Below are 21,893 nucleotides of genomic sequence, written 5' to 3' on the forward strand. Positions count from 1 at the left end.
AAAATTCAGTAGTTTTTTGTCTGCCGGGACGGCTACAATAACTTACCCTATCAAGACATCCAACTGATTGAACCAACTTATCGACTCTTATTACCCAGCTATTTTTAATTCCGTCGTGAGGCTTACCGGGCATACCGATGAGAAGCAGCTAAAGGCCCTGACGGAGAATATTCTTGCCGAATTGCGACAGCGGATGGAGGAATTGAGCGGGGCTCAACGCAAGGGCGTCTTTGTGTACCGGGTGGTGTTGAAGCATGTATTTGCCTTCCTAAAGGAGCGGCAGGATGAATTGCGCATCGGGTTCCTGCGAAAGACCCTCCCTATTTGCCGGCGAGGCTCTTTTTAAAGACTTTCTTCAGGAGGAAGCTGGTGGCGAAGCCGGCGACGATCTTGACCAGCGTGGTCTTTGGCTCGTTGGCACGGCTGAAAAAATGCGAGAACAGGTTCTTTATAATGTTCGCGGGCTTGAGGCGATCTGTGACCACCGCAATACGGCTGCGCATGTGCTGCTCGTTGACATAGTTCTGGTGTTCGAGATCGCGTATTGCTTCCCGTAATTCTTCGATCGTCTTTATCCTCGCCATACGATTATTTTAAGATCTTCCGGATCAGCATGTTGCTAAAGGGGTCCTTGAGCCACTTCCGCCGCCCGGCGAAAATGATCAGGCCGAGAATGACGTAGAGTCCCCCCATAACAAAGAATCCATAATAGCTTTTTCCCAGCCACTCCCCTATCAGCAGGGCAAAGCCGATGCTGAACAGGATGATCACGAAGGACGCAATGACGATGAGGCCCAGGCCGGAGACCAGTTCGCCGGAGACATCGGCCAGGCTCTCGATCGTCTTGTATTTCCATAAGGTGGTCCGGGTCTGGATGAAGTCTCCGGCGTCGGAAAGAAGGATGTCGATATCTGTCGGTTCCTGCTCCATAAAACGGTTTAGGACATCGGGTTTTTTTCCCGGTTAAAATTGCCTTTTACTCCATCAACGACGTCATTGAATTTTTCCTTTACCGACTCGCCGAAGTCGGCGATGGAGTCACCTATCTCCGAACCTCTTTCGGCGATCCTGCGACGGGTCTCCGATCCTTTATCCGGTGCCAGGAGGATACCCAGGGCGCCGCCGATCGCTGCGCCGGCAATGAAGCCGAGTAAAATTTTGGATGTGTTGTTCATACGCGTTGATTTTTAGTTTAAGTATAAAATTCCCTGCCAGTTTATTTGTCAGCGGGGGTATTCTATTTGCTGGTAAGATATGAGCAAAAAATTCTACAACATGAGTAAGGACTCGGATCATCCGCAAAATGGAACCATCTTTCAGTATTTTCACTGGTACTATCCCGCCGACGGCAGCCTCTGGAAGAAGGTTGCAGCAGAGGCCCCGCGCCTGGCCGAAATGGGATTCACCGCCATCTGGCTGCCGCCGGCCTGCAAGGGCACTAACGGGATCTATTCGATCGGGTACGATATCTACGATCTCTGGGACCTCGGCGAGTTCGATCAGAAGAATTCCGTAAGGACCAGGTACGGGACGAAGCAGGAATATCTCGACGCCATCAAGGCTGTTCATGCCGCGGGAATGCAGGTGTATGTGGATATCGTCCTCAATCATAAGGCGGGCGGTGACGAGATCGAGACGATCAAGGTGCGAAAGGTCGATCCGGAGGACCGCACGAAGTTCATCAGCGAGCCCTTCGATATCGAAGCCTACACCAAATTCACGTTTCCCGGCCGGAAGGGGAAATATTCCGATTTCATCTGGGACTTCCGGTGCTTCACCGGGGTGGATTTCGACAATAAGACAAAGGAAACAGCCGTCTACAGCATCCTGAACGATTATGGCGAGGGTTGGGAAGACGTGATCGATGAAGAGAAGGGCAATTATGATTACCTGATGTATGACGATATCGAGTTCCGAAACCGGGCGGTCGTGGAAGAACTGAAGCGATGGGGAGAATGGTATTGCCGGACGACGGGCTTCGACGGCGTGCGGCTGGATGCCGTGAAGCATATCTCGCCCGCCTTTGAGAACGAATGGCTGGATCATATGCGCCACGTGACGGGGAAGGAATTCTTCGCCGTTGGCGAATATTGGGCGCCGGGCAACCTGCCGTTGCTGCTGAAATATATCGACGCTACGGAAGGCAGGATGTCGCTGTTCGACGCGTCCCTCCATCACAACTTCGAGGCAGCGGGTAAGCAGAAGCGGGACTATGACCTGACGGCAATTTTCAATGACACGCTGGTGGCGGCGCGGCCGGACCTGGCCGTAACTGTCGTGGACAATCACGACACGCAGCCGCTGCAATCGCTCGAGGCGCCGGTCGAACCCTGGTTCAAGCCGATGGCTTATGCGATCATTCTGTTGCGGGAAGTGGAATACCCTTGTGTATTCTACCCGGACCTGTATGGAGCAAAGTATAAAGACAAGGGGCACGACGGCAATGATTATGAGATCTACCTGCCGGGAGTGGAAAATATCGAAAAGCTGATGACCGCCAGGAAGCGGTTTGCCTATGGGCCCCAGCGTGACTGGCTGGATCATCCGAATTGCATCGGCTGGACCCGGGAGGGCGATGGAGATCATCCCGGGTCAGGCTGCGCGGTGCTGATCAGCAACGGGGACGAGGGCTTCAAGACCATGGAGGTCGGGAAGGCGCACGCGGGAAAGACTTTTGTCGATTGGCTTGGCAAGTCATCCGAAAAAATAACCATCGACGAAGAAGGCAAGGGAGAATTCCGTGTCGCCGGATGCTCGGTGTCCGTCTGGGTGAGAGAGGGAAGCTAGCGATGTTGCATTACCGGCAACTTATCCACGGCGTCATAAATGAGCTTGCGGTTCAACGGTTTGGCGATGAACAGGTCGACGCCACCGTCGTAAGCTTTTTTTCTGTCCTGTGCACTATCGTGGGCCGTGATCATGATCACTTTTACTTCGGGATAATTCTGCTTTACAAAAGGAATGAAATCCAGGCCAAAACCATCGGGAAGATAGTTGTCGAGAAAAATAAGGGAAGGCGTGTCGGTCTCAAGGGCCATCCTGGCGTCGGTTAGCGTGTTGACGAAACCCGTATGAAAATTCCGCTGTTTCAACATTCCGCTGAGCAAATAGCAAATATCCAGTTCATCATCTACGATCAGGACTTTACGTTTGTCTGTCATAATAATTGTTTCCACTTAACCGTCAAAATTTAGAATCCAAACAATTTTATATAACTATGTTGTTACAATTTTATTGCCATAGAAGTTTTGGGCAGGAGCGCACCGGAAAACGACCAGCCGCCCGCTTTAAGAATCCCATGTTCGGTAATTTTCGTAAATTCAGGGAACCGACGCTCCCCAGTTTGGGGAATTAACTCCCCACAAACCCTTCATAACCCTGTTTCCCAAGCCGCAGGAAATTGGCAAGAGTTTTAGAATAGAGTATAGATTGTATAATCGGTTATATTTGAAAATCAAACAATGACTATGAAGAGAATTCTCATCATTGACGACGATATGGATATGTGCAACCTGCTTGGCCGCTTTCTTCAGAAAAAAGGGTATGAGACTGAAGCCAGTCATAGCGGTAATAAGGGGATTGCCAAGTTCAAAGAATCCAAATTCGACGTTGTGCTTTGTGATTTCCGGCTGGGGGACAAGGAAGGGAGAGAAGTGTTGAGGGAGATCAAGCAATTCGATCCGCATGCGATCGTTATCATCATAACGGGGTATTCCGACATCAAGACGGCGGTGGACGTGATCAAGGCGGGAGCCTTCGATTATATCACGAAACCCCTTATTCCGGAAGAGGTGTTGAGTGTCATCGGCAGGGCTTTGCAGCAGTCGCCGGAGGGGGTCGACACTCCAAAGCCGTCGGCAAATGCGCCCGCGCCGGCGGCGCGCCGCCCGATCCGATCGAGTTCGGAAGAGGAATTCCTGGTAGGTCAGGCGCCGGTGACAAAAGAACTGTACCGCCAGATAGAATTGGTGGCGCCGACCAATTACAGCATCATTCTTTACGGAGAGAGTGGTACGGGTAAGGAAGTCATCGCCCGGACGATACACGGCAACAGCGCATGGAAGGACAAACCTTTTATCGCGATGGACTGCGGTACACTCTCAAAGGAACTGGCGGGAAGCGAACTTTTTGGACACGTAAAAGGCGCATTCACCGGCGCCCTCGGAGATAAGGAAGGTCATTTCGAGCTGGCCAACGGCGGCACGTTGTTCCTGGATGAGGTAGCCAATCTCAGCGTCGAGATCCAGGCAGCCCTGTTGCGGGTGATCCAGGAACGGAAATTCAAACGGGTCGGCGGCACGAAGGAAATGGATACCGATGTCCGCATCATCGTAGCTTCGAATGAGAATTTGCAGGACGCTTACCGGAAAGGGAAGTTCCGGGAGGACTTGTTCCACCGATTCAACGAATTCTCCATCGTATTGCCGGCCTTTCGCAATCGGAAGGAGGACATCCCATTGTTTGCAGAATTCTTCCTGTCGAAGGCCAATAAGGAATTGAACAAGGAAGTCGAAGGGTTCGAGCCGGAGGTCATGCAGATCTTCCTGAACTATCCCTGGCCGGGCAACCTCCGGGAGTTCCGGAACGTCATCCGCCGTGCCGCCTTACTGACCTCCAGTGGCCGGGTGAGTCCCCGGGTGTTGCCGGCGGAGATCGTGGACAACAACGGGTTTGCGCAGAATTTCAGCGCCCAGACCGTGGATGCGCCGGCGGTGGCGCCCGTGCACCATCCCATTGCACACAAGGAGACCGATCTGAAAAATGCGGCGGCGCAGGCCGAGTACGACACGATCATGAATGTGTTGAAGCAGGTGAACTACAATAAGTCGCGGGCCGCGGAGATCCTGAAGATCGATCGCAAGACCCTCTATAATAAGATCAAGAGTTATCAGCCCTAGTATACTGCTACCTCAACCTTCTGCGTCGTATGGGCGCTGAAGTAACCTAAAGCACCGCCGGTGATATTCGTATTCGGATTCGCCGGCGTTGCCGTTTGGAAGTTGTTGTTGCCGGTGACGTTGGCCAGGGTGAAGAAATAGTTATAGATATTCTTGTCCACGCAGTTCATGGTCAGCAGCAGGGTATCGTTCTTCTGCAGGTAGGCGCTGTCGTTGAACAGGGGCTGTTCGATATATCTCCCGTCGGACAACCGGTCTTCAAATACGAATACGTTGGGTATGTTCCTGCCGTTGACCATCTCGGTAAATTGATAGTAGTTGCCGGGCCCGGGAGGGTCCTGGAAGTTGACCACGGCATCTATCTCCTGCTTGTTGTTGAAATCGAAATTCAGGGCGAAGGTGACTGAATCGAGGAATATGGCCTTCGGCATGGTCGAAACGGCCCTGTATTGCTTTCCGTCGACGGTGACGCTCAGAACATAGGTATGGCCGGCCACTCCCACCGTACCCCGGGCCAGGTAGACGCCCGGGTCCGAATTGGCCTGGGAGAGGTGATCCACGATCCCATTGGTGCTATCGGTAATGTATACGTCCGCATTGGTAACGGGGGGATAGTCGTTACTCGCCCCGAAAGGGACGGATTTGGAGATGCGGACAGGGAAGGGTCCCCTGACATTGGTGACCTCTCCTTCGATGACAAGCTGGGGCGCCGCGTTGTTGAGATCGACGCTGATCACCTTTTTGCAGGCGACCCCCGTGACGGCGGCCGTCGCGGCCAGGATGAGGACTATGTGGATTTTTCTCATCGATCAAAATTTAAAGTTATAAGTCACGGCGGGTACGAACCGGAAAAGGGCGTATTGAAGGGCCTGGGTCTTTGTAGGGTCGTCGGGGTCGTTCTGGAAAACGATGCTATAGGCATTCTCCCGGCCATAAAGGTTATAGATGGAGAAGGTCCAGCTGCTTTCCCACTTCTTCCTTTTCTTTCCCTGTAGGGTGGCGGCTACATCCATCCGATGGTAGGCGGGCATGCGGTAGCCGTTGCGTTCGGTGTAATAGAAAGCCGTTTGGTTGGCCACCTGGTATTTGCCGCTGGGGAAGGTCACGGCATTGCCGGTATAGTAGACCCAGGTTGCCGACAGGGTCCATTTCGGGCCGGCGGGGTAGATGCCGACGATGGCGATATCGTGTGTCCGGTCCTGTTTTGCGGGATACCATTTATCCTGGTTGATCCCGTCGATCCGGAGCTCGGTGCGGGAGAGGGTATAGCTGATCCAACCGGTGAGGCGGCCGGCCTTTTTCTTGGCGAATAGCTCGAGGCCATACGCCCGGCCCTTGCCGAAGAGCAGCTGGGATTCGACGTTGGTGTTGGCGATAAGCTGGGCGCCATTCTTGTAGTCTATCTGGTTCTGCAAGGATTTATAGTACGCCTCGACGGAGAACTCGTAGCGATTGTTGTCCGCATTCTTATAAAACCCTATCGACTCCTGGTCGGCGATACCGGGTCTCACGTTGTTGCTGCTGGGGATCCAGAGATCGGTGGGGTTGGCAGAGGTGGAGTTCGAAAGAAGGTGAAGGACTTGCGTATTGCGGTTGTAAGCTAATTTTATCGACGACGCCTCCGATAGCTGGAGGCTTAGCGAAGCCCGCGGCTCGGGATTCGTATAGCTCTTTGCAATCCTGCCGGAAGGATAATACGTCGAGTCTTTGGGATTCCCATTCGCATCGTAGGTATAGAAGGCGCCGGGGCCGAGTGCGAGGAAAGAGGAGACCCGAAGTCCGTAGTCGAGATGGACCCTGTCGGTGGGCGACCATTCATGCGAGATATAGACCGCGTTCTCGAGGCTGTATTTGCTTTGCAGGTTCAGCGAGTTGAAGCTGCTGGTCGCGGACGCCGAAAGGATGCCCGGAGCGATGGCATGGTGGATGGCGCTGAGGCCGAAGTTGACCTTATTGCCGGCGTCGATGTAATACTGCAGATCTTCCTTAAGGTCGAGATCCTTGATATTGGACGTGAGCCCGATATTGTTATTGTTGGAATTGATCCGGATCTTATAGCTGTACTTGCTGTAGATAAGAGAGGTATTGGAGAAAAGGCGGCTGCTGAAGACGTGGTTCCAGCGGGCCGTTCCGGTGGCATTTCCGTAGTCGATGCCGAAGGTGTTTCCGAAGCTGAGATAGTCCCGGCCGAAATACCCCGAGAGAAAGACTCGATCTCTTTCACTCAGTTTGTAATTGGCCTTGACATTGAGATCGTAGAAATAGAGGCTGTTATCGCTGACGGAGGAATCCGGGGACAGTTTCAGAAAGAGGTCGGCATAAGTGCGGCGGCCACTGATGGAGAACGAGCCGCGATCCTTTACGATGGGGCCTTCGGCATTCAGGCGCGTCGAGATGAGACCGATCCCACCGCCGAAATGATAGTCTTTGTTATTCCCGTCATTCATCTTTATGTCGACGACACTGCTCAGCCTGCCCCCATATTCGGCGGGCATCCCGCCTTTGTATACGGTGATATCCTTTATAGCGTCGGAGTTGAAGGTCGAGAAAAAACCCAGCAGGTGCGAAGGATTGTAGACCGTGGCTTCGTCGAGGAGGATGAGGTTTTGATCCGCTCCCCCACCCCGCACGAAGAAGCCGCTGTTGCCGTCGCCTGCAAACTGGATGCCCGGGAGGAGCTGGATGGTCTTGAGTACATCTTTTTCCCCAAACAAAACAGGGACGTTCTTTATCTCGCTGGTGGTGAGCTTTTGAACTCCCATCAGTGGACGGGTGACATTCTCGTTCTTTTTTGTCGCGCTGACCACGACGGCGGCGAGGGAGTTTCCGGCGGGGACCAGTTCGACGGGGACCTCGAGATTTTTGGTGAGGGACAGGTCGACCGTGTCGGTCTGATAGCCGGAGAAAGACACCAGGAGATGGTACCGGCCGGGGAGCGCGCTGATGGAATAGAAGCCATAGGCGTTGCTCAGGATGCCGCTGCGCGGGATCTCCTGGATACTGATGCTGGCGCCGATCAGGACTTCGCCGGAGGCTTTGTCGCGGACGGTTCCGTTGGCGGTATAGTGGGTTTGCGCCATAGCCGCCAGGCTAATCAAAAATGCAGTCGATACAAGGCCAATCGGTCTATATAAATATTTCTTCAAGGGATGGGTCGGTATAGTCTGCAATATAATTCAGGACGTTGGGATAACGCTGGAATTCTTCCTTTTCGTGCATGGTTGTCAGGACGATACAGGCCATGTTCGCGCCCAGGGCCGCTTCAACCCCTTTTGGGGCGTCTTCGAAGACCAGGCAGCGTTCCGGCGGAATGCCGAGGAGCTTTGCGGCCAGCAGGAAGGTCTCGGGATCGGGTTTGCTGACGGCTACTTCGTCTGCGCTGACGATAGAGTCGAAATAGTGGCGGAGGTGAAGGTTGTCGAGGACGAAATCGATGTTGAAGGGGATGGCCGCCGAGCCGATCGCCATTTTGATGCGGTGTTGTCCCGCCTTTTCAAGGAATTTGGGGAGGCCGTCGATCAGCCGCAGGTGGGGTCTGAAGGCCGCCTGGTAGCTTTTTTCCTTTTTCATGGAGATGGTGTCGACCTGCTCTTTGGTGAATTTGCCTTTGCCGAAGACCCGGTCGAGGAGTTCTTCGTTCTTGCCGTACATCTGGCTTTTGACTTCGGCCATGGTGAGGCCGGCGTTGAGATCGCTATTGAGAATGGCGTGCCAGGCGATGCTGTGGTATTCCATGTCGTTTATCATTGTGCCGTTGAGGTCGAAAATAAAGGCTTCGGGTTTCGCGGTGTTGTACTGCATCTCGCGAAGATAGATTACTTTGCAATTATATGACTACTACCACTTCATGGGGGATCATCGGCCCCGGGAAAATTGCAAAAAAGTTCGCTGCCGCACTGGGGATGGTCGAAGGGGCTACGTTGCGGGCCGTAGCATCGAGGGATGCCGCGCGGGCCGCCGCCTTCGCCAAAGAGTACGGTGCTGCTGCTTCCTGTTCGTCCTATGAGGAGCTCGTCTCCGACCCGGCGATCGACGCCGTATACATCGCCACTCCACATGGTTTTCACGCCGAGCACGCCATCCTCTGTCTTCGCCACGGCAAGGCCGTCCTTTGCGAGAAGCCGCTGGCCCTATCCGCCCACGAAGTCTCGGCCATGGTTGCAGCCTCCCGCGAATCCGGCGCCTTCCTCATGGAAGCCATGTGGACCCGGTTCATTCCCCTGATGCAGTCAATCCGGGAACTCATCGACTCCGGGGCCATCGGCGCCATAAAATACATCCGGGCGGACTTCGGATTCCCGGCGCCCTTCAATCCCGAAGGCCGGCTTTACAATATGCGGCTGGGCGGAGGGTCGTTACTGGATATCGGCATCTACCCCCTCTTCCTCTGCACCCAGTTATTGGGCCGGCCCGCCAGGATCACCGCCGCCGGCGACCTGTCACCCACCGGCAGTGACGTCACCTGTCACGCCGTGTTGCAGTACGGTGATGGCGCTTCAGCCGTGATCAGCAGTACACTGGCCTGCCAAACCTCCATCACGGCCGAGATCGCCGGCACGGAGGCGATGATCCGCATCCCGACGCCCTGGTATAAGAATGACCGGTATGAATGGAGCCGGACAGGCGAGCCTTCTCAACCGGTGACCCTGGAGCCGATGGTGAATGGCTTCGAATACCAGATCCGGGAGACGATGCGTTGCCGCGCTCTTGGGCTCATCGAAAGCCCGATGTTGCCGCACTCTTTCAGCCTGATGATGGCCGAGACGATGGATGAGATCCGGCGGCAGATAGGTGTGAAATATCCGGAGCAATAATAATATTTTATCTTTACCAACATATTTAGTAAATTACATCCATGAAAACGGTCGAGTTAGACATACAACAAACCCCGTCCTTCAAAGAGCTCAAGGATGCATTCAATGGAATTGACCTTCAAAAAGGCGATAGCCTGCACGTAATCCTGGGCAAGCCCGTCGAAGACGAAATAATCATTCTCTCCATCGCCCTCGTGATACTTTACATCGCTCAGAAAAAATATGAAGATTATTCCAACGATCTGCTGGATAATATCTTCAAAGGAAAAACCGCGGAAGACATTGAAAGAGAATTAAACGATGATTACAACATAGAGTTGGTTATCGATTCAAATGAAAGCGGGGAACGGCGCCAATGGCAGCAATTCAGCCAATCTGCTCTTGTAAAGGCATATGGCGACGAGGAACCCGAGTACACGGAAGATATGGTGAAAGAACCGAACCCGGAATATAAAACCAGGGAGAAGTGAGAATCGGTGATATAGTTTTGACGACAATACCCCAGGATAATCAGCAAAAGAAACGACCGGTGTTGATCCTTAAGATACTTCCCAGGTATAATGACCTTCTCGTTTGTGCCATTTCATCACAAGTGCACCAATTCGTTCCAAACTTCGATTTAGAGTTGAAGATATCGGATGCCGCTTTTGCAGACACCGGTCTTATCAAGAATAGCATCGTTAGATTGGGAAGCCTGGCGGTTCTATCGACGATCGACGTAATAGGCACAATCGGGTTCCTTGAAAAAAAGCTTCATCGTAAACTACTCCAAAATTTATCAGACTTTCTGACCGCATAGTCAAAGTGAATTCCGCAACGTCAGATAAAAAGGCACCTCCTCCTGGCTATGCGTATTCTCCAATATCTGCCGCGCAGCCATCACCCCCATTTCGCGGAAGTCGGTGGAGATAGTGGTGATGCCATCGAGGATGATCTTCTTCAGGGGGGTCTCGTTATAGGAGATAACGCCGACCTGGCGGCCGACCTCTAGCTTAAGGGAAATGATCCTTTCGATAAGCACGACGAGGTCTTCTTCCATTAAATTGATATACACCTCGCCTTCACCGATGGGTTCGTCGGCGATGCTGCGAACCACCTTATAGGTAAAGGCATATTCCTGGCAGAAACGGCAGCAACCCTGCAGGATCTCGACGGGTTGATAGGTCGAACTGGGAAAAATGATCTTTATCGTGTGATATTTGCTGAGCGGCTCACGGGCCCGCTCGAGGGCAGAGTAGATATCCTGTTCGAAGTTTTGATAGACCGCCGCGTATTCCCCGGTGATGCCGGGTATTTTTTTATCCAGCACGAGGAGCTTGTCCTTTGGCAGGCTGTTGATTATCTCCGCGGCCCGTTCCCCGCCTTCCAGGAAGTGCGGGATGATGACGTAGTGAGAATGTTCCTCCTTCCGGTCGGCGAGCAATTTTTTGAAAAGGCCGAAGTCGTTGTTATAGATATAAAAGTCGACGACCGTGTATTCGCCGAGAGAGGCGATAAACGCGTCGTAAAGGATCTTTTTGTGGGCGCTCAGCTTGTTGAACAGGAGGAAGATGCGGAGCGTCTGGTGAAACTCTGTGTTCTGGATAAAGTAGCCTTTCCCCGGCACGGAGCCGAGGACCCCCATTTTCTTCAGGTATTTGTACCCCTTTTCGGCGGTGTCGCGGGATATCTCCAGCTCATAGCTCAGCTCGTTGATGGAGGGCATCAGGTCGTTCTTCCCGATCTTGCCGTTCTCGATCGCTTTGAGGATGGAGTTGGTGAGCTGCAGGTATTTTGGGGTGGCGGCATACTCGTCGACCCGGATCCACTCGAATATATTGGGGTGCTTCATGCGAAATCGCAAGATAATAAAAAGAGGCCTGACGGCCTCATCCCGGCAAATATTACTTGCCGGACATCATGAAAAAACAGGCCGGCTACTTTTGACTTGAGCTGGCCTGTTTTTTATTGACGGCGCATGTATGCGCCGCCGTCGAAGCTGACGACGTAGTCGGAGGCGAAGAATTTGCTTTTGTAGTAGTAGTCGGTGGTGATGATCTGCGCTCCGGATGCGCAGGCGGCAGCAAAGCCCGACTTATCGTTCGCACGGGCTTCGCGGGTGTCGGAATCGGCACGGGTCCTGACGATATACCCTTTTTTAACCATCGCCTTTATCTTCTCCTGATCGCGTTTGGGATCGTTGATGATCATAAAGGCGGCTTCCGGCGTGCCCGCGGGCGAATCGGTAAACAGGACACGGCCTTTCAACGAAGGGTGACCGGCGATATACGACTCACGGTGCTCGCCGCCCTCGTCGAGGATAAAGAAGAACCTCCCTTTCACCGTCCGCATTGTCGGCCAGTGGCCGGCCAGCACCGCCTGCTCCAGCGTGGGATAAGAACCCCTGATATCGTCCGGGGTGAGCAAATAGTTGCGGCCGAGATTGTCCAGTATCTCCTTATCGAGCCGGTCGAAGACCTCGCCCGTAAACTTTTCGGGGATGGTGAAGCCGGGCGCCTTTATCTCGGCATCCTTTGCATTCATCGTGATATACACCGGGTAGTGATCGGGATGGGCATCAGACCATGCTTTCAATTGATGAAGGCAATCGGCGAAGGTGGGGCAGTTGCTGCGGAAATCGAGGTCCTGTACGTGGAAGACCTTAAATCCCGGTTTGTTCATTTCTCCGGCCGGATCGTAAGCCGGCGGATTGGCCGCCGCTTCCCATTCGAGCCCCTTCGGGTGTGCATATTTGCCGCCTTTCTCATCGGCGTAGACGTCGATCTCGAGATTGCGAAGGCCCAGGTCGAGCTGTTCTCCCAGACCGACATGGCTATACTCCAGCCCCATGGCGGCCTTCGGGTTTTTTGTTTTGAACATCGAGAAGAGAGCCGTGTCGATCGCTTGCTTGTAGCTGTTGTGTGAGCCTATCACCTGGACCTTGTTGATCGGAAGATCGTCGAAGCCGCTGTCGCCAACGACCACGATGGCAGAAAGAAGTGTTGCAGTGAGAAGTCCTTTCATGTTTCCTGTGTTTGTGCAAATATGCATTCTTTTTCCATCCGCAATTCGACTCTTTTTTTATCCACAGCGTAGTCCTGTCCACTACGTATTTTATTAGCCCTTGTGAAACCGCAGGGGACAAATAAAATAATATTCCATTCACAATATCATAACATCTCTTTGCTCTTTTTTTATTTTTATCCATCACCGCCTTCGCGTTCCAACCGGGGCCGTGCAGATCTCGTTCGCTTTTTTAATGAGACTCACGCCCGTTTAGAAGAATCCCGCGTCGGAAAGATGTTCGTCAACGAGAAAGACAGTAAGACTGCGTGGACCATGGGCGCCCAGGACGAGGGACTGTTCGATGTCGGCGGTTTTTGAAGGACCGGCGATGAAACTGCCAAAGCCTTCCTCGGTAAGCGCGGCGATGCGGTCGTAGGCCTGGTGCATCGTCGCTACTATCGAATCGCGAGAAATGACAAGCGCCAGATTTTGCGTAATAAAGGGCAGGACCCGTTGGATCATCTGGGATTCGGTGATCCAGCAGGCGCCGTTCTCGGCGACGCCGAAATGGGCGGGGAGGATAGCCAGGTCGACGGTGTCGAACGTATGGGGATCGGCGGGCGCAGCGGCGGCAATCGCGGCTGCGGCGGATGTGCCGGCTGCGAAACCCGTCAGCTGGGGACAACTGGTGACAACCCGCCTGGCATCGGGGAACTGCTCGCGCAGGATCGTAGCGATGCGGTCATAGCCCGATACGACGAAGGCGGCGCCGCCGATAGCTTCCAATACACCGATGAATTGGGGGGTGAGGTCGGTCGCTTCTGCCGCAGGACCGCTGTAGTCGGAAGGCAAATCACGGGGTCCGGGTTGGTTGCTTTTGACTGTGGCAAGGATGGTCTCGCGGCTACTCATACGTTTCTGTTTTTCTTATACCATTGACCGAAGGATTGCCTTGGCGGCTCCGGCAGCTCCCGCTGGAGATACCATGCATTCCACTTGTTCTTTACCGTGAACGGGACATTGAGCATCAACCAACGCCCTGTTTTTCCGGCGGTGTGATAAACCCCCGGATTCGACAACACCCAGCTCATGGTCTTCATGGCGGCGGTCTTCGCGGCGGCGGCATTCCCCTCCTGAACGATCACCTGGCGCCATTTATACAACTGCTCATGGATATCGATCTTCACCGGGCAGACATTCGAGCAGCTGCCGCAGAGCGTGCTGGCAAAGGGCAGGTCGGAATATTTCTTCCTATCCAGGTTAGGAGAGAGGATCGAGCCGATTGGCCCGGCGACGGCGGTATGATAACTGTGGCCACCGCTCCGGCGATAAACCGGGCAGGTGTTGAAGCAGGCGGCGCAGCGGATGCATTTCAGGCTGTTGCGGAAGTCTTTCCGGCCCAGATGGGTACTACGGCCGTTGTCGACGAGCACGATATGCATTTCCTGTCCGGGGCGTGGCCGTTTGAAGTGACTTGAATACGTTGTGATCGGCTGTCCTGTGGCACTGCGGGTGAGCAGGCGGAGGAAAATGCCGAGGTGGCGGCGTTGAGGGATCAATTTTTCGATCCCCATGCAGGCGATATGAACGTCTGCGAGGTGGGCGCCCATGTCTGCATTCCCCTCGTTTGTGCAGACGACGAATTCCCCCGTCTCCGCGACGGCAAAGTTCACGCCGGTGAGGGCCGCCCGGCGGGTCAGGAATTTCTCTCTTAAATGGAGCCGCGCGGCATAGGTGAGGAACTGGGGATCGGCATTGCCTTCGGGAGTACCCAGGTGTTCGTGGAAGAGCCGGCCGATCTCTTCTTTCTTCCAGTGGATACAGGGCAGGACGATATGGCTGGGCGGCTCGCCGGCCAGCTGGACCACCCGTTCGCCGAGATCCGTGTCGACGACTTCGACGCCGTTGGCTTCGAGGAATTCGTTGAGATGGCATTCCTCGGTGAGCATGGATTTGCTCTTGACCATCCGGTCAACCTTATGACTGCGCAGGATGCCAAGAACGATATTATTGTGTTCCTTCGCGTCGGCGGCCCAATGCACGGTGATGCCGTTGCGGGTGGCCGCCTCCTCGAATTGCCGAAGATATTCGCTGAGGTTGGACAGGACATTGTCTTTTATACGGGAGGCGGCGTCGCGGAGCGTTTCCCAGTCGGGAACGCTGGCCGCCGCCCGATCGCGCTTTGCCCGCACCCACCAGAGCGTCTGGTCATGCCAGTCGACACGGGCTTCGTCCTTATTGAATTGCGCCGCAAGGGCGGCGTGGTCATTATAGTTCTCGCTGCTCATGACTCGATGCTGCTGTTTAATATCTCTGCAATATGTTTTACGGTAACGGGGCTTTTCTGCCGCCGGAGAATGCCCTCGAGATGCATCAGGCAGCTCATATCCGAACCGGTGATGACCTCGGCGCCATGTTTTGCATGATCCGCCACCCTATCCTTGCCCATCTTTACCGAGACGGCCTCTTCCGCAACGCAGAACGTGCCGCCGAAACCGCAACATTCGTCCTTGCGATCCAGGTCGATCAGCTGGATCTTCTTCACCATATTCAGCAGCTTCGCCGGTTTGGAGAACGGCGGCGCCATCAGCTCGGTCATCTGCGCCAGGTGGAGTCCGCGCTGTCCGTGACAGCTTTGGTGAAGCCCTACCCGATAGGGAAAGCTGGCTTCGAGATGGTCGATCTTCAGAATGTCGGTGAGGAATTCGACGAGCTCGTAAATGCGATCGTGAAGGCCGGCATTTTCATGCGAGTGCTCTTTTATATGCAGGACACAGGAACCGGAAGGGGACACGATATAATCGAATTCGTTAAAGTTCTTTATGAACAGCTTTGTACAATCCCCCGTGAGATGCTCGAAGCCGGAATTGGCCATCGGCTGACCGCAGCAGGTTTGATTGGGGGGATACACCACGGTACAGCCCAATTTTTCCAATAATTCGAGAGTAGCTATGGCTACCTGTGGGTAAAACTGGTCGACATAACACGGAATAAACAAACCAACAATCATATAATTCATTTATGGTCAACCCCTCAAGATAGCTTATGATGGGCCTTCGGCCAGCAGACCCGTGGTCTGCTCTATTTGTAATATTTCAATTCTATAATATCTCCCGGGCGGGACCGGCTGTTCCAATGCTCGTGGATAGCCAGGGCCGCACCAATTGACGAAGCCTGCGGGATGGAGGCCGCGAAGACCTCGATATCGGGAAAGGCCCCGGCGAGCAGGTGCATGTATACCTGGTTCTTTCCAAAGCCACCGTCCACGAAGATACGCTTGACATCGGTATCGCGCAGCACTAATTGTGTGGAGGCCACCTGTTTTTCGATGATGTCGAGCATAAGGCGGTGATAGGCTTGGGAGAAGGACTCCGGTTCGCGATGAGGATTTCCCCTTAGCTGTTGAACGGTTATAGCGTCGAAGGCTACGGTCATTGCGGCCGCGGGTTTGACGTTGAACCGGGCAGCCAGCTCCTGCACCCTTTGCTCGTGTTCATAGCCGGCGAAGAGCCGGGAGGCTTTTACGGGCTTTCCCTGGTAGCTCAAATAGCAGAGGGAGTCTTTTTGCAGTTCGGCAACGGTTAGGGGAGAGTCGTTGAAGGGGTTCATGGAGATGCACCAGGTGCCGGTGGAGATCAGCAGGAAGGGCTCGCGGAAACTTTCAAAATAAGGGATCATAGCAGCGGAGCTGTCGTGAAGTCCGATGCCGCTGAGGGGAATCGTAGGGGTTGGCAGGACGCTGGTGGACGGGAGAATGGGCGCCAGCTTATCGATGATCCCTTCCCGGTAGACCCATTCGTGGTAGTGATTCTGCGAAAAATTCCAGAGGTTGGTATGGCAGCCGATGCTGGTGATATCCGAACAGGGGATGCCGGTGAGCAGGTAACTGAGGTATTGCGGCAGGTGGAGCGCTGTCCGGATCTTTTCGAACAGCGCAGGCTGCTCCTCCTTGATCCGGTAGAGTTGCATGCCCGAGTTGAGGCTGCCGAGTACCGGCGACGCCGTGAGCATGGAAAAGGTGACCTCCCCGCCGTGGGCGGCATAAAATTTCGCCCTCAGATCTTCGGGGAAGGGCTTGAGATAGTTATATAGCGGGGCAACGGGTTTGCCATCTTTGCCGATGTAGACGAAGCTGGCGCCATAGGCGCAGAAATTGATGGCCCGGACGGGGAGGTCGCCGGGTACCTGGGCCAGCGAATCGAAGATGAAATCGTTGAGCTGAACCAGGTCCTCACAGGGTTCGCCGTCCTCGTCGACCGTCTGCTCGCAGGTACAGGATCGTTCCCAAACAATATTGTATTGCTCGTCGAAGACAAAAAGCTTCTTGTTGGTCTTACCGATGTCGAAGATGGCGATCATAAGCCAGTGGCCACGGCGCCGGCGCCGCGTTGTTTTGTCAAGTGCTCGCGGACCTTCTCATGGCGATACAGCGCCAGCGGATCGAGGGCGGCCCCGGCCCTTAGCCGGGCTTCGGCCACCAGCGCCCGGGTGTCGGTACGGAAGCTGTTCTGCAGTATTTCCTGCGCGGCCACGGTATCGTTGGATTGCTGGGCGGCGGCAAGTTCCTTGCGGGGAACAAGCAATGCCTGGGCGTAGGTAAGCAGTATTGCCTCGACCGACTGCAGAAGATCTTCCAACGGATCTTTTACATTGTGGGAGGCGTCGATCATCCAACCGAGATCCCGGACGTGGTCCATTCCCCGGGCGTCCATGCCTTCTACCAGCTCATTGAAGATGAGGAAAAGCTGGTAAGGCTTGATACTGCCGACTGTCAGGTCGTCATCGCCGTATTTGGAATCGTTGAAATGAAACCCGCCGAGCTTGCCCTCCATCAGGAGCAGGGCGACGATCTGTTCGATGTTGGCGTTGGGCAGATGATGTCCGAGATCGACCAGCGTATAGGCCTTGGGACCCAGTTTCGTGGCATAAAGCAATGACTGCCCCCAATCCCCCACCGTAGTACTATAAAAATTGGGTTCAAAGGCCTTGTACTCCACGAACATCTTCCAGTCCTGCGGCAACGCAGCATATATTTCCTGCAAACCTTCGAGCGTATTCTGAAAGGCGTGGCGGAAGTTCAGCTGCCCCGGGAAGCAAGAGCCGTCAGAAAGCCACACCGTAAGCGAGTCGGAACCCAATTCTCTGCCGTAATGGATCACTTCGATATTGTGGTCGATCGCCTGTTTCCGGATCTCTTTCTTTACGTTTTGCAGCGAGCCGAACTTATAACTATGCTTTTGCCCCGGCTGGTCCTGGAAGGTATTGGAATTCATCGCATCGAAGCGTAGGCCATATTGCGCCGCGAGGGCCTTGATGGCCGCGGCATTGCGGGGAATATCCCAGGGAATATGGAGGGAAATGGCGCCGCTGCTGCGGTTCAGCGCATGGAGAAGACCGACGTCCTCGATCTTCTCTTCGAGGCTGCGGGGTTCGCCACCGCCGGCAAAACGGCCAAAGCGCGTGCCCCCCGTGCCCAGGGCCCAACTGGGTATCGCCACCTGGAAGTCGACGAGCTTTTTCACGATCGCCTCGACATTGGCGAGGTTTGCGGCGATGAACTCGAACCTGCGGCGATGTTCCTTGAGCAGGGACTGGTTGTGTTCCTCTATTTTGTATGTCTCGATTGTCATGGCAAATAGAATACTTCTTTTAATGGTGATGTTACGGGCGAGTTGTCGGGATTCGACTCCATGATGTCCTTCATATAGGCCCACCAGCGCTGCATCACGGCTTGCGCAGGGAGGGCATCCAGCTGTTTTGGGTCGGCAATGTTCAACACGGCGAACAATATCCCGGATGACTCATCCAAAAATATCGAATATTCGCGGATGCCGGCGTCGTGAAGAAGAGTTTGCAGCTCGGGCCAGAGGGTATCGTGCCGGCGGCGATATTCTTCTTCGAAGCCTTTAAAGAGCTTCATGGTAAAAGCAACTCGTTGCATTTTTTCCGTTTTTGGTCATGATGTCGGGACCGGGTACCGACCGGTCAACGAACGAAGGCCATGGCGACCCCGCCGTCGACGTTGAGCATATTGCCGGTGGACTTGTTCATCAGGCCGCCGACAAAGACGAAGCAGGCGTTGGCAATGTCTTCCGGCAGAATGATCTCGTTCAGCAGGGTGCGCCTGGCATAATAGGCCGGCAGCTCTTCCACGGTAACGCCATAGGCCTTGGCCCGGCCTTCCGCCCAGGCGCCCTCCCAGATCTTGCTGTCGGAGATGACGGCGTCGGGGTTGACCACGTTGACCCGGATCCTGTCGGCGCCCAGCTCCGCGGCGTTCAGGCGGCTGAGGTGCAGCTGCGCCGCCTTTGCGGAACCGTAGGCCGCATTATTGGGTCCCGAAACAAGGCCGTTCTTGCTGACGATGTTGAGCACGTCGCCGCCAATGCCCTGCTTGCGCATGATCTCAACGCCTGCCTGGGTAACGAGGAATTGTCCTTTTACCAATACATCGTAAAGAATATCCCAATCCTTCTCGGTATGCTCGAGGATAGGTTTCGAGATGGAAAGCCCCGCGCAGTTCACGACGATATCGACCCCGCCAAAGGCCAGAGCCGCGGCATCGCCAACCTTACGGATACCCGCCGCGTTTGTCACGTCGAGCACCTCCCCGATAAAGACATCCCGGCCGTATTGCGCCTGGAATTCCTTTTTCGCCGATTCGAGGCGTTGTTCATCGTTGTCGTTGATAATGACGCAGGCGCCTTCGTCGGCAAACTTCTTTGCGATGGCCTTGCCGATGCCGCCGGCGCTACCCGTAACGAGCGCGATACGGCCGGACAGGGCTTTGGGCTTTGGCATCCGCTGGAGCTTGGCTTCTTCGAGCAGCCAGTACTCAATATTGAACGCCTCCTGCCTCGGCAGGGATGTATAGGACGAGACCGCCTCGGCGCCTTTCATCACATTGATGGCGTTGATATAAAACTCCGCTGCAACCCGCGCCGTCTGCTTGTCTTTCGAGAAGGTGAACATGCCGACACCGGGATATAAGATGACGACCGGGTTGGGATCGCGCATGGCCGGGCTGTTGGGATGCTTGCAGGTGTTGTAGTATTCCGCATACATCTTTCGATACGCCTCGAACTGGGGTGCGAGCTTCTCTTTCAGATTTGCGATGGCTGCGAGATCTTCCGACGGCGTCAGGTCCAACACCAACGGGCTGATCTTTGTCCGCAGGAAGTGGTCGGGGCAGCTCGTACCCATCGGCGCAAGGCGGGTCAGGTGGTTGGAGTTGATGAACTCCAGCACGCGGTCGTCGTCAGTGAAGTGACCGATCATCCTAGTTTTGGCCGAACAGAAGCCTCTCAATACCGGCGCCAAAGCGGCCGCTTTCGCTTTGCGTTCTTCCTTTGGAAGGGATTGGAGCTTTGCGCCGCCGAATACCGGGGCTTTTTTACCGATATGATCTTCGAGATACTGCGCGCAGCGTTCGATCACCTCGAGGGTGTTGATATAGCTTTCATAAGCCGTATCGCCCCAGGTGAAGAGCCCATGGGAACCCAGCATGATCCCGCGAATGCCGGGGTTCTCGTCCAGGCATTTTTTCAGCTTGAGTCCGAGGTCGAAGCCCGGTCGTTGCCAGGGTACCCAACCGATCTTGCCGCCAAAGAGTTCCTTTGTGATCTTCTCACCGTCCTTTGCCGCGGCTATGGCGATAGCCGCATCGGGATGCAGGTGGTCGACATGTGCGAAGGGCAGAAATCCATGTAAGGGAGTATCGATGGAAGGTGCTTTCGAGCTGAGGTCGTAAATGCAATGGTTGAACAGTTCGACCATCTCGTCCTCGTGGTCGACGCCGCGGTAAATATTCTTCAGGCTCAGCAGGCGATCGACATAAAGCGCCGCGAGGCCGCTGCGCTTCAGCGTCCCCAGGTCGCCGCCGGAGCCTTTTACCCACATGACCTTTGTCTCTTTCCCCGTCAGCGGGTCCTTTGCCATCGCCTTACAGGACGTATTGCCGCCGCCATAGTTGGTGAGGCGCAGATCGGCGCCGAGGAGATTCGAACGGTATATGAGTAAAGCTACTTCATCCCCGGCCAGCTCAGCGGCTTTCTTTTCATCCCACAGATAGCTTACGTGTTTGAATTGAGTGGTTGTAACAGGCATATTCTTTTATTTTAGTGAGTTCCCGTAGCCCACCAGCCATACCGAAAGCAGGATGGCCAGGATGCCCAACAGGATGGTTGTTCTTGTTTTTGTGCTTACTCCTTTCCATTCTTTCAGCGCAAATCCCCACATATTTGCCACGAGGATGATGAAAGCCATGTGAAGTATCCAGCTGCTGGCGCCGTTGCCGAGGCGGCTCTCCCCCATCCCATAGAAAAAGAACTGGAGGAACCAGACGGTGCCCGCGAGAGCGGCAAAGAAGTAGTTGTTCAACAGAGGCGTCTTCTTATTGGTGTAGTCCCCGAAGGTCTTGTTGCGGGCGTTGAGGATCATACACCAGATGAGATTGGTGGTGAGCCCCCCCCAAAGCAGGACGACATAGGTGACGTTGTTCTGGTAGAGGAAGTTTGTCGTGGCGTCGGGATGAGCCTGTTTCCACAGCTCATTCGCCGTCTGCGCCATCGGCGAACCGGCTTCGATCCCATAGTTGAAGCATGCGCTGAGGATGCCGGAGATGGTGCAGACGATAAGCCCTTTGACGAGGTTGAATTCCTTGATGCTTTCTTTCTTTTTTTCTTCCGGGAGTTCTTTTTCTTTCATGACCCCCGCCCGGCCGCAGATGTAGATGCCGAGGAGGCAGAGCACGACGCCGGCCAGCACGATACGGCCCCAGTTGGTGGTCAGCAGTTCGTGCAGGGTTGTCTTACCGGGAGTGGGAACGAAGTTGTAGTAGATGGAGGGAACGAGAGCGCCGAAGGCGCTCGTGAAGCCAAGTAGAACCGAGTTACCGAGGGACATGCCGAGATATCGCATGCCGAGGCCATACATGAGACCGCCGACGCCCCAGAGGATACCCCAGAAAAAGGTCCAGGCGATGGTAGCCGTTTGCGCCTGGCTGATGATGGCGCCGAAGTTAGGGATGGTGAGCCAGGCAGCCAGTGGCGGAATGATGAGCCAGGAGAAGAGGCCGCCGACGATCCAGTAGCTTTCCCAGGCCCAGTTCCTTACCTTTTTATAGGGGATATAGAAACTGCCGGATGCGAACCCACCGACGAAATGGAAGAAAATTCCGAATAGTATTTGCATGTAT

At 54.5% G+C, this 21,893-nt stretch carries 23 protein-coding genes; 6 read left to right on the forward strand and 17 right to left on the reverse strand.

The window, feature by feature from the left end; translation table 11 throughout:
- Positions 1 to 67 precede the first annotated feature (67 nt).
- Positions 68 to 346, forward strand: a complete 279-nt coding sequence (locus tag VHE34_RS23435) for a hypothetical protein (protein WP_325592446.1) — start codon at positions 68 to 70, stop codon at positions 344 to 346.
- Here the strand turns inward: VHE34_RS23435 and VHE34_RS23440 are convergent.
- From VHE34_RS23440 to VHE34_RS23450, 3 genes are read right to left on the reverse strand one after another with little or no spacing between them, the layout of a single operon-like run.
- Positions 321 to 584, reverse strand: a complete 264-nt coding sequence (locus VHE34_RS23440) for a hypothetical protein (protein WP_325592448.1) — start codon at positions 582 to 584, stop codon at positions 321 to 323. The genes VHE34_RS23435 and VHE34_RS23440 overlap by 26 nt on opposite strands.
- A gap of 4 nt (positions 585 to 588) precedes the next feature.
- Positions 589 to 930, reverse strand: coding sequence for a hypothetical protein (locus VHE34_RS23445; protein ID WP_325592449.1), 342 nt, complete (start codon positions 928 to 930; stop codon positions 589 to 591).
- 8 nt (positions 931 to 938) lie between these two features.
- Complete coding sequence (locus VHE34_RS23450) at positions 939 to 1,175, reverse strand: YtxH domain-containing protein (protein WP_325592451.1); 237 nt, start codon at positions 1,173 to 1,175, stop codon at positions 939 to 941.
- A gap of 100 nt (positions 1,176 to 1,275) precedes the next feature.
- Here VHE34_RS23450 and VHE34_RS23455 point away from each other — a divergent pair, with 100 nt between their 5' ends.
- On the forward strand, positions 1,276 to 2,787 hold the full coding sequence (locus VHE34_RS23455; RefSeq protein ID WP_325592452.1) for an alpha-amylase: 1,512 nt from the start codon (positions 1,276 to 1,278) through the stop codon (positions 2,785 to 2,787).
- On the opposite strand, the gene VHE34_RS23460 is transcribed toward VHE34_RS23455, so the two are convergent.
- Complete coding sequence (locus VHE34_RS23460) at positions 2,784 to 3,161, reverse strand: response regulator (protein ID WP_325592454.1); 378 nt, start codon at positions 3,159 to 3,161, stop codon at positions 2,784 to 2,786. The two genes, VHE34_RS23455 and VHE34_RS23460, sit on opposite strands and share 4 nt — an antisense overlap.
- 306 nt (positions 3,162 to 3,467) lie before the next feature.
- On the opposite strand from VHE34_RS23460, the gene VHE34_RS23465 reads away from it, so the two are divergent.
- Positions 3,468 to 4,898 (forward strand): sigma-54 dependent transcriptional regulator, encoded by a 1,431-nt coding sequence (locus VHE34_RS23465; protein ID WP_325592456.1) that lies wholly within the window; start codon positions 3,468 to 3,470, stop codon positions 4,896 to 4,898.
- On the opposite strand, the gene VHE34_RS23470 is transcribed toward VHE34_RS23465, so the two are convergent.
- From VHE34_RS23470 to VHE34_RS23480, 3 genes are read right to left on the reverse strand one after another with little or no spacing between them, the layout of a single operon-like run.
- Positions 4,895 to 5,704 carry a DUF4249 domain-containing protein gene (locus VHE34_RS23470; RefSeq protein WP_325592458.1) on the reverse strand — a complete coding sequence of 270 codons (810 nt, stop codon included), beginning with the start codon at positions 5,702 to 5,704 and terminating at the stop codon, positions 4,895 to 4,897. The two genes, VHE34_RS23465 and VHE34_RS23470, sit on opposite strands and share 4 nt — an antisense overlap.
- A gap of 3 nt (positions 5,705 to 5,707) precedes the next feature.
- Entirely contained in the window at positions 5,708 to 7,978 is a 2,271-nt protein-coding gene (locus VHE34_RS23475; RefSeq protein WP_325592460.1) for a TonB-dependent receptor, read from the reverse strand.
- A gap of 46 nt (positions 7,979 to 8,024) precedes the next feature.
- Complete coding sequence (locus tag VHE34_RS23480) at positions 8,025 to 8,699, reverse strand: HAD family phosphatase (RefSeq protein ID WP_325592462.1); 675 nt, start codon at positions 8,697 to 8,699, stop codon at positions 8,025 to 8,027.
- Positions 8,700 to 8,728: 29 nt separating this feature from the next.
- Here VHE34_RS23480 and VHE34_RS23485 point away from each other — a divergent pair, with 29 nt between their 5' ends.
- From VHE34_RS23485 to VHE34_RS31215, 3 genes are read left to right on the forward strand one after another with little or no spacing between them, the layout of a single operon-like run.
- Positions 8,729 to 9,712, forward strand: a complete 984-nt coding sequence (locus VHE34_RS23485; RefSeq protein ID WP_325592465.1) for a Gfo/Idh/MocA family oxidoreductase — start codon at positions 8,729 to 8,731, stop codon at positions 9,710 to 9,712.
- A gap of 41 nt (positions 9,713 to 9,753) precedes the next feature.
- Positions 9,754 to 10,182: a hypothetical protein gene (locus VHE34_RS23490; protein WP_325592467.1), complete on the forward strand. Its 429-nt coding sequence runs from the start codon at positions 9,754 to 9,756 to the stop codon at positions 10,180 to 10,182.
- Entirely contained in the window at positions 10,179 to 10,511 is a 333-nt protein-coding gene (locus tag VHE34_RS31215; protein WP_414709921.1) for a type II toxin-antitoxin system PemK/MazF family toxin, read from the forward strand. Before VHE34_RS23490 ends, VHE34_RS31215 begins: the two co-directional genes overlap by 4 nt.
- On the opposite strand, the gene VHE34_RS23495 is transcribed toward VHE34_RS31215, so the two are convergent.
- From VHE34_RS23495 to rhaT, 10 genes are all read right to left on the reverse strand, one after another.
- A complete protein-coding gene (locus VHE34_RS23495; protein ID WP_325592469.1) occupies positions 10,512 to 11,543 on the reverse strand; it encodes a GntR family transcriptional regulator in 1,032 nt (343 codons plus the stop codon).
- A gap of 113 nt (positions 11,544 to 11,656) precedes the next feature.
- Entirely contained in the window at positions 11,657 to 12,715 is a 1,059-nt protein-coding gene (locus VHE34_RS23500; RefSeq protein WP_325592472.1) for a phosphatidylinositol-specific phospholipase C1-like protein, read from the reverse strand.
- Between the two features lie 252 nt (positions 12,716 to 12,967).
- A complete protein-coding gene (locus VHE34_RS23505) occupies positions 12,968 to 13,609 on the reverse strand; it encodes a LutC/YkgG family protein (protein WP_325592474.1) in 642 nt (213 codons plus the stop codon).
- Entirely contained in the window at positions 13,606 to 14,985 is a 1,380-nt protein-coding gene (locus VHE34_RS23510; protein WP_325592476.1) for a lactate utilization protein B, read from the reverse strand. The genes VHE34_RS23505 and VHE34_RS23510 overlap by 4 nt, the downstream gene beginning before the upstream one ends.
- A complete protein-coding gene (locus VHE34_RS23515; protein WP_325592477.1) occupies positions 14,982 to 15,707 on the reverse strand; it encodes a (Fe-S)-binding protein in 726 nt (241 codons plus the stop codon). The genes VHE34_RS23510 and VHE34_RS23515 overlap by 4 nt, the downstream gene beginning before the upstream one ends.
- 71 nt (positions 15,708 to 15,778) lie before the next feature.
- Positions 15,779 to 17,056 carry an FGGY-family carbohydrate kinase gene (locus VHE34_RS23520; protein WP_325592479.1) on the reverse strand — a complete coding sequence of 426 codons (1,278 nt, stop codon included), beginning with the start codon at positions 17,054 to 17,056 and terminating at the stop codon, positions 15,779 to 15,781.
- Complete coding sequence (locus VHE34_RS23525) at positions 17,053 to 18,327, reverse strand: TIM barrel protein (protein WP_325592481.1); 1,275 nt, start codon at positions 18,325 to 18,327, stop codon at positions 17,053 to 17,055. Before VHE34_RS23525 ends, VHE34_RS23520 begins: the two co-directional genes overlap by 4 nt.
- A complete protein-coding gene (gene rhaM / locus VHE34_RS23530) occupies positions 18,324 to 18,638 on the reverse strand; it encodes an L-rhamnose mutarotase (protein WP_325592483.1) in 315 nt (104 codons plus the stop codon). The genes VHE34_RS23525 and rhaM overlap by 4 nt, the downstream gene beginning before the upstream one ends.
- Positions 18,639 to 18,682: 44 nt before the next feature.
- Complete coding sequence (locus VHE34_RS23535) at positions 18,683 to 20,803, reverse strand: bifunctional aldolase/short-chain dehydrogenase (RefSeq protein WP_325592485.1); 2,121 nt, start codon at positions 20,801 to 20,803, stop codon at positions 18,683 to 18,685.
- 6 nt (positions 20,804 to 20,809) lie between these two features.
- On the reverse strand, positions 20,810 to 21,889 hold the full coding sequence (gene rhaT / locus VHE34_RS23540) for an L-rhamnose/proton symporter RhaT (protein WP_325592487.1): 1,080 nt from the start codon (positions 21,887 to 21,889) through the stop codon (positions 20,810 to 20,812).
- Positions 21,890 to 21,893 lie beyond the last annotated feature (4 nt).

The organism is Puia sp., from assembly GCF_035546395.1.
In the GTDB taxonomy this organism is placed as follows: domain Bacteria; phylum Bacteroidota; class Bacteroidia; order Chitinophagales; family Chitinophagaceae; genus Puia.

Excerpts from the sequence above, each read along its gene's own strand:
- VHE34_RS23460 (WP_325592454.1), bottom strand. The coding sequence starts at position 3,161 with ATGACAGACAAACGTAAAGTCCTGATCGTAGATGATGAACTGGATATT.
- VHE34_RS23485 (WP_325592465.1), top strand. The coding sequence starts at position 8,729 with ATGACTACTACCACTTCATGGGGGATCATCGGCCCCGGGAAAATTGCA.
- VHE34_RS23490 (WP_325592467.1), top strand. The coding sequence starts at position 9,754 with ATGAAAACGGTCGAGTTAGACATACAACAAACCCCGTCCTTCAAAGAG.
- VHE34_RS23445 (WP_325592449.1), bottom strand. The coding sequence starts at position 930 with ATGGAGCAGGAACCGACAGATATCGACATCCTTCTTTCCGACGCCGGA.
- VHE34_RS23475 (WP_325592460.1), bottom strand. The coding sequence starts at position 7,978 with ATGGCGCAAACCCACTATACCGCCAACGGAACCGTCCGCGACAAAGCC.
- VHE34_RS23440 (WP_325592448.1), bottom strand. The coding sequence starts at position 584 with ATGGCGAGGATAAAGACGATCGAAGAATTACGGGAAGCAATACGCGAT.
- rhaT (WP_325592487.1), bottom strand. The coding sequence starts at position 21,889 with ATGCAAATACTATTCGGAATTTTCTTCCATTTCGTCGGTGGGTTCGCA.
- rhaM (WP_325592483.1), bottom strand. The coding sequence starts at position 18,638 with ATGCAACGAGTTGCTTTTACCATGAAGCTCTTTAAAGGCTTCGAAGAA.
- VHE34_RS23500 (WP_325592472.1), bottom strand. The coding sequence starts at position 12,715 with ATGAAAGGACTTCTCACTGCAACACTTCTTTCTGCCATCGTGGTCGTT.
- VHE34_RS23450 (WP_325592451.1), bottom strand. The coding sequence starts at position 1,175 with ATGAACAACACATCCAAAATTTTACTCGGCTTCATTGCCGGCGCAGCG.
- VHE34_RS23525 (WP_325592481.1), bottom strand. The coding sequence starts at position 18,327 with ATGACAATCGAGACATACAAAATAGAGGAACACAACCAGTCCCTGCTC.
- VHE34_RS23480 (WP_325592462.1), bottom strand. The coding sequence starts at position 8,699 with ATGCAGTACAACACCGCGAAACCCGAAGCCTTTATTTTCGACCTCAAC.
- VHE34_RS23515 (WP_325592477.1), bottom strand. The coding sequence starts at position 15,707 with ATGATTGTTGGTTTGTTTATTCCGTGTTATGTCGACCAGTTTTACCCA.
- VHE34_RS23455 (WP_325592452.1), top strand. The coding sequence starts at position 1,276 with ATGAGTAAGGACTCGGATCATCCGCAAAATGGAACCATCTTTCAGTAT.
- VHE34_RS23520 (WP_325592479.1), bottom strand. The coding sequence starts at position 17,056 with ATGATCGCCATCTTCGACATCGGTAAGACCAACAAGAAGCTTTTTGTC.
- VHE34_RS23465 (WP_325592456.1), top strand. The coding sequence starts at position 3,468 with ATGAAGAGAATTCTCATCATTGACGACGATATGGATATGTGCAACCTG.
- VHE34_RS23535 (WP_325592485.1), bottom strand. The coding sequence starts at position 20,803 with ATGCCTGTTACAACCACTCAATTCAAACACGTAAGCTATCTGTGGGAT.
- VHE34_RS23495 (WP_325592469.1), bottom strand. The coding sequence starts at position 11,543 with ATGAAGCACCCCAATATATTCGAGTGGATCCGGGTCGACGAGTATGCC.
- VHE34_RS23470 (WP_325592458.1), bottom strand. The coding sequence starts at position 5,704 with ATGAGAAAAATCCACATAGTCCTCATCCTGGCCGCGACGGCCGCCGTC.
- VHE34_RS23510 (WP_325592476.1), bottom strand. The coding sequence starts at position 14,985 with ATGAGCAGCGAGAACTATAATGACCACGCCGCCCTTGCGGCGCAATTC.
- VHE34_RS23505 (WP_325592474.1), bottom strand. The coding sequence starts at position 13,609 with ATGAGTAGCCGCGAGACCATCCTTGCCACAGTCAAAAGCAACCAACCC.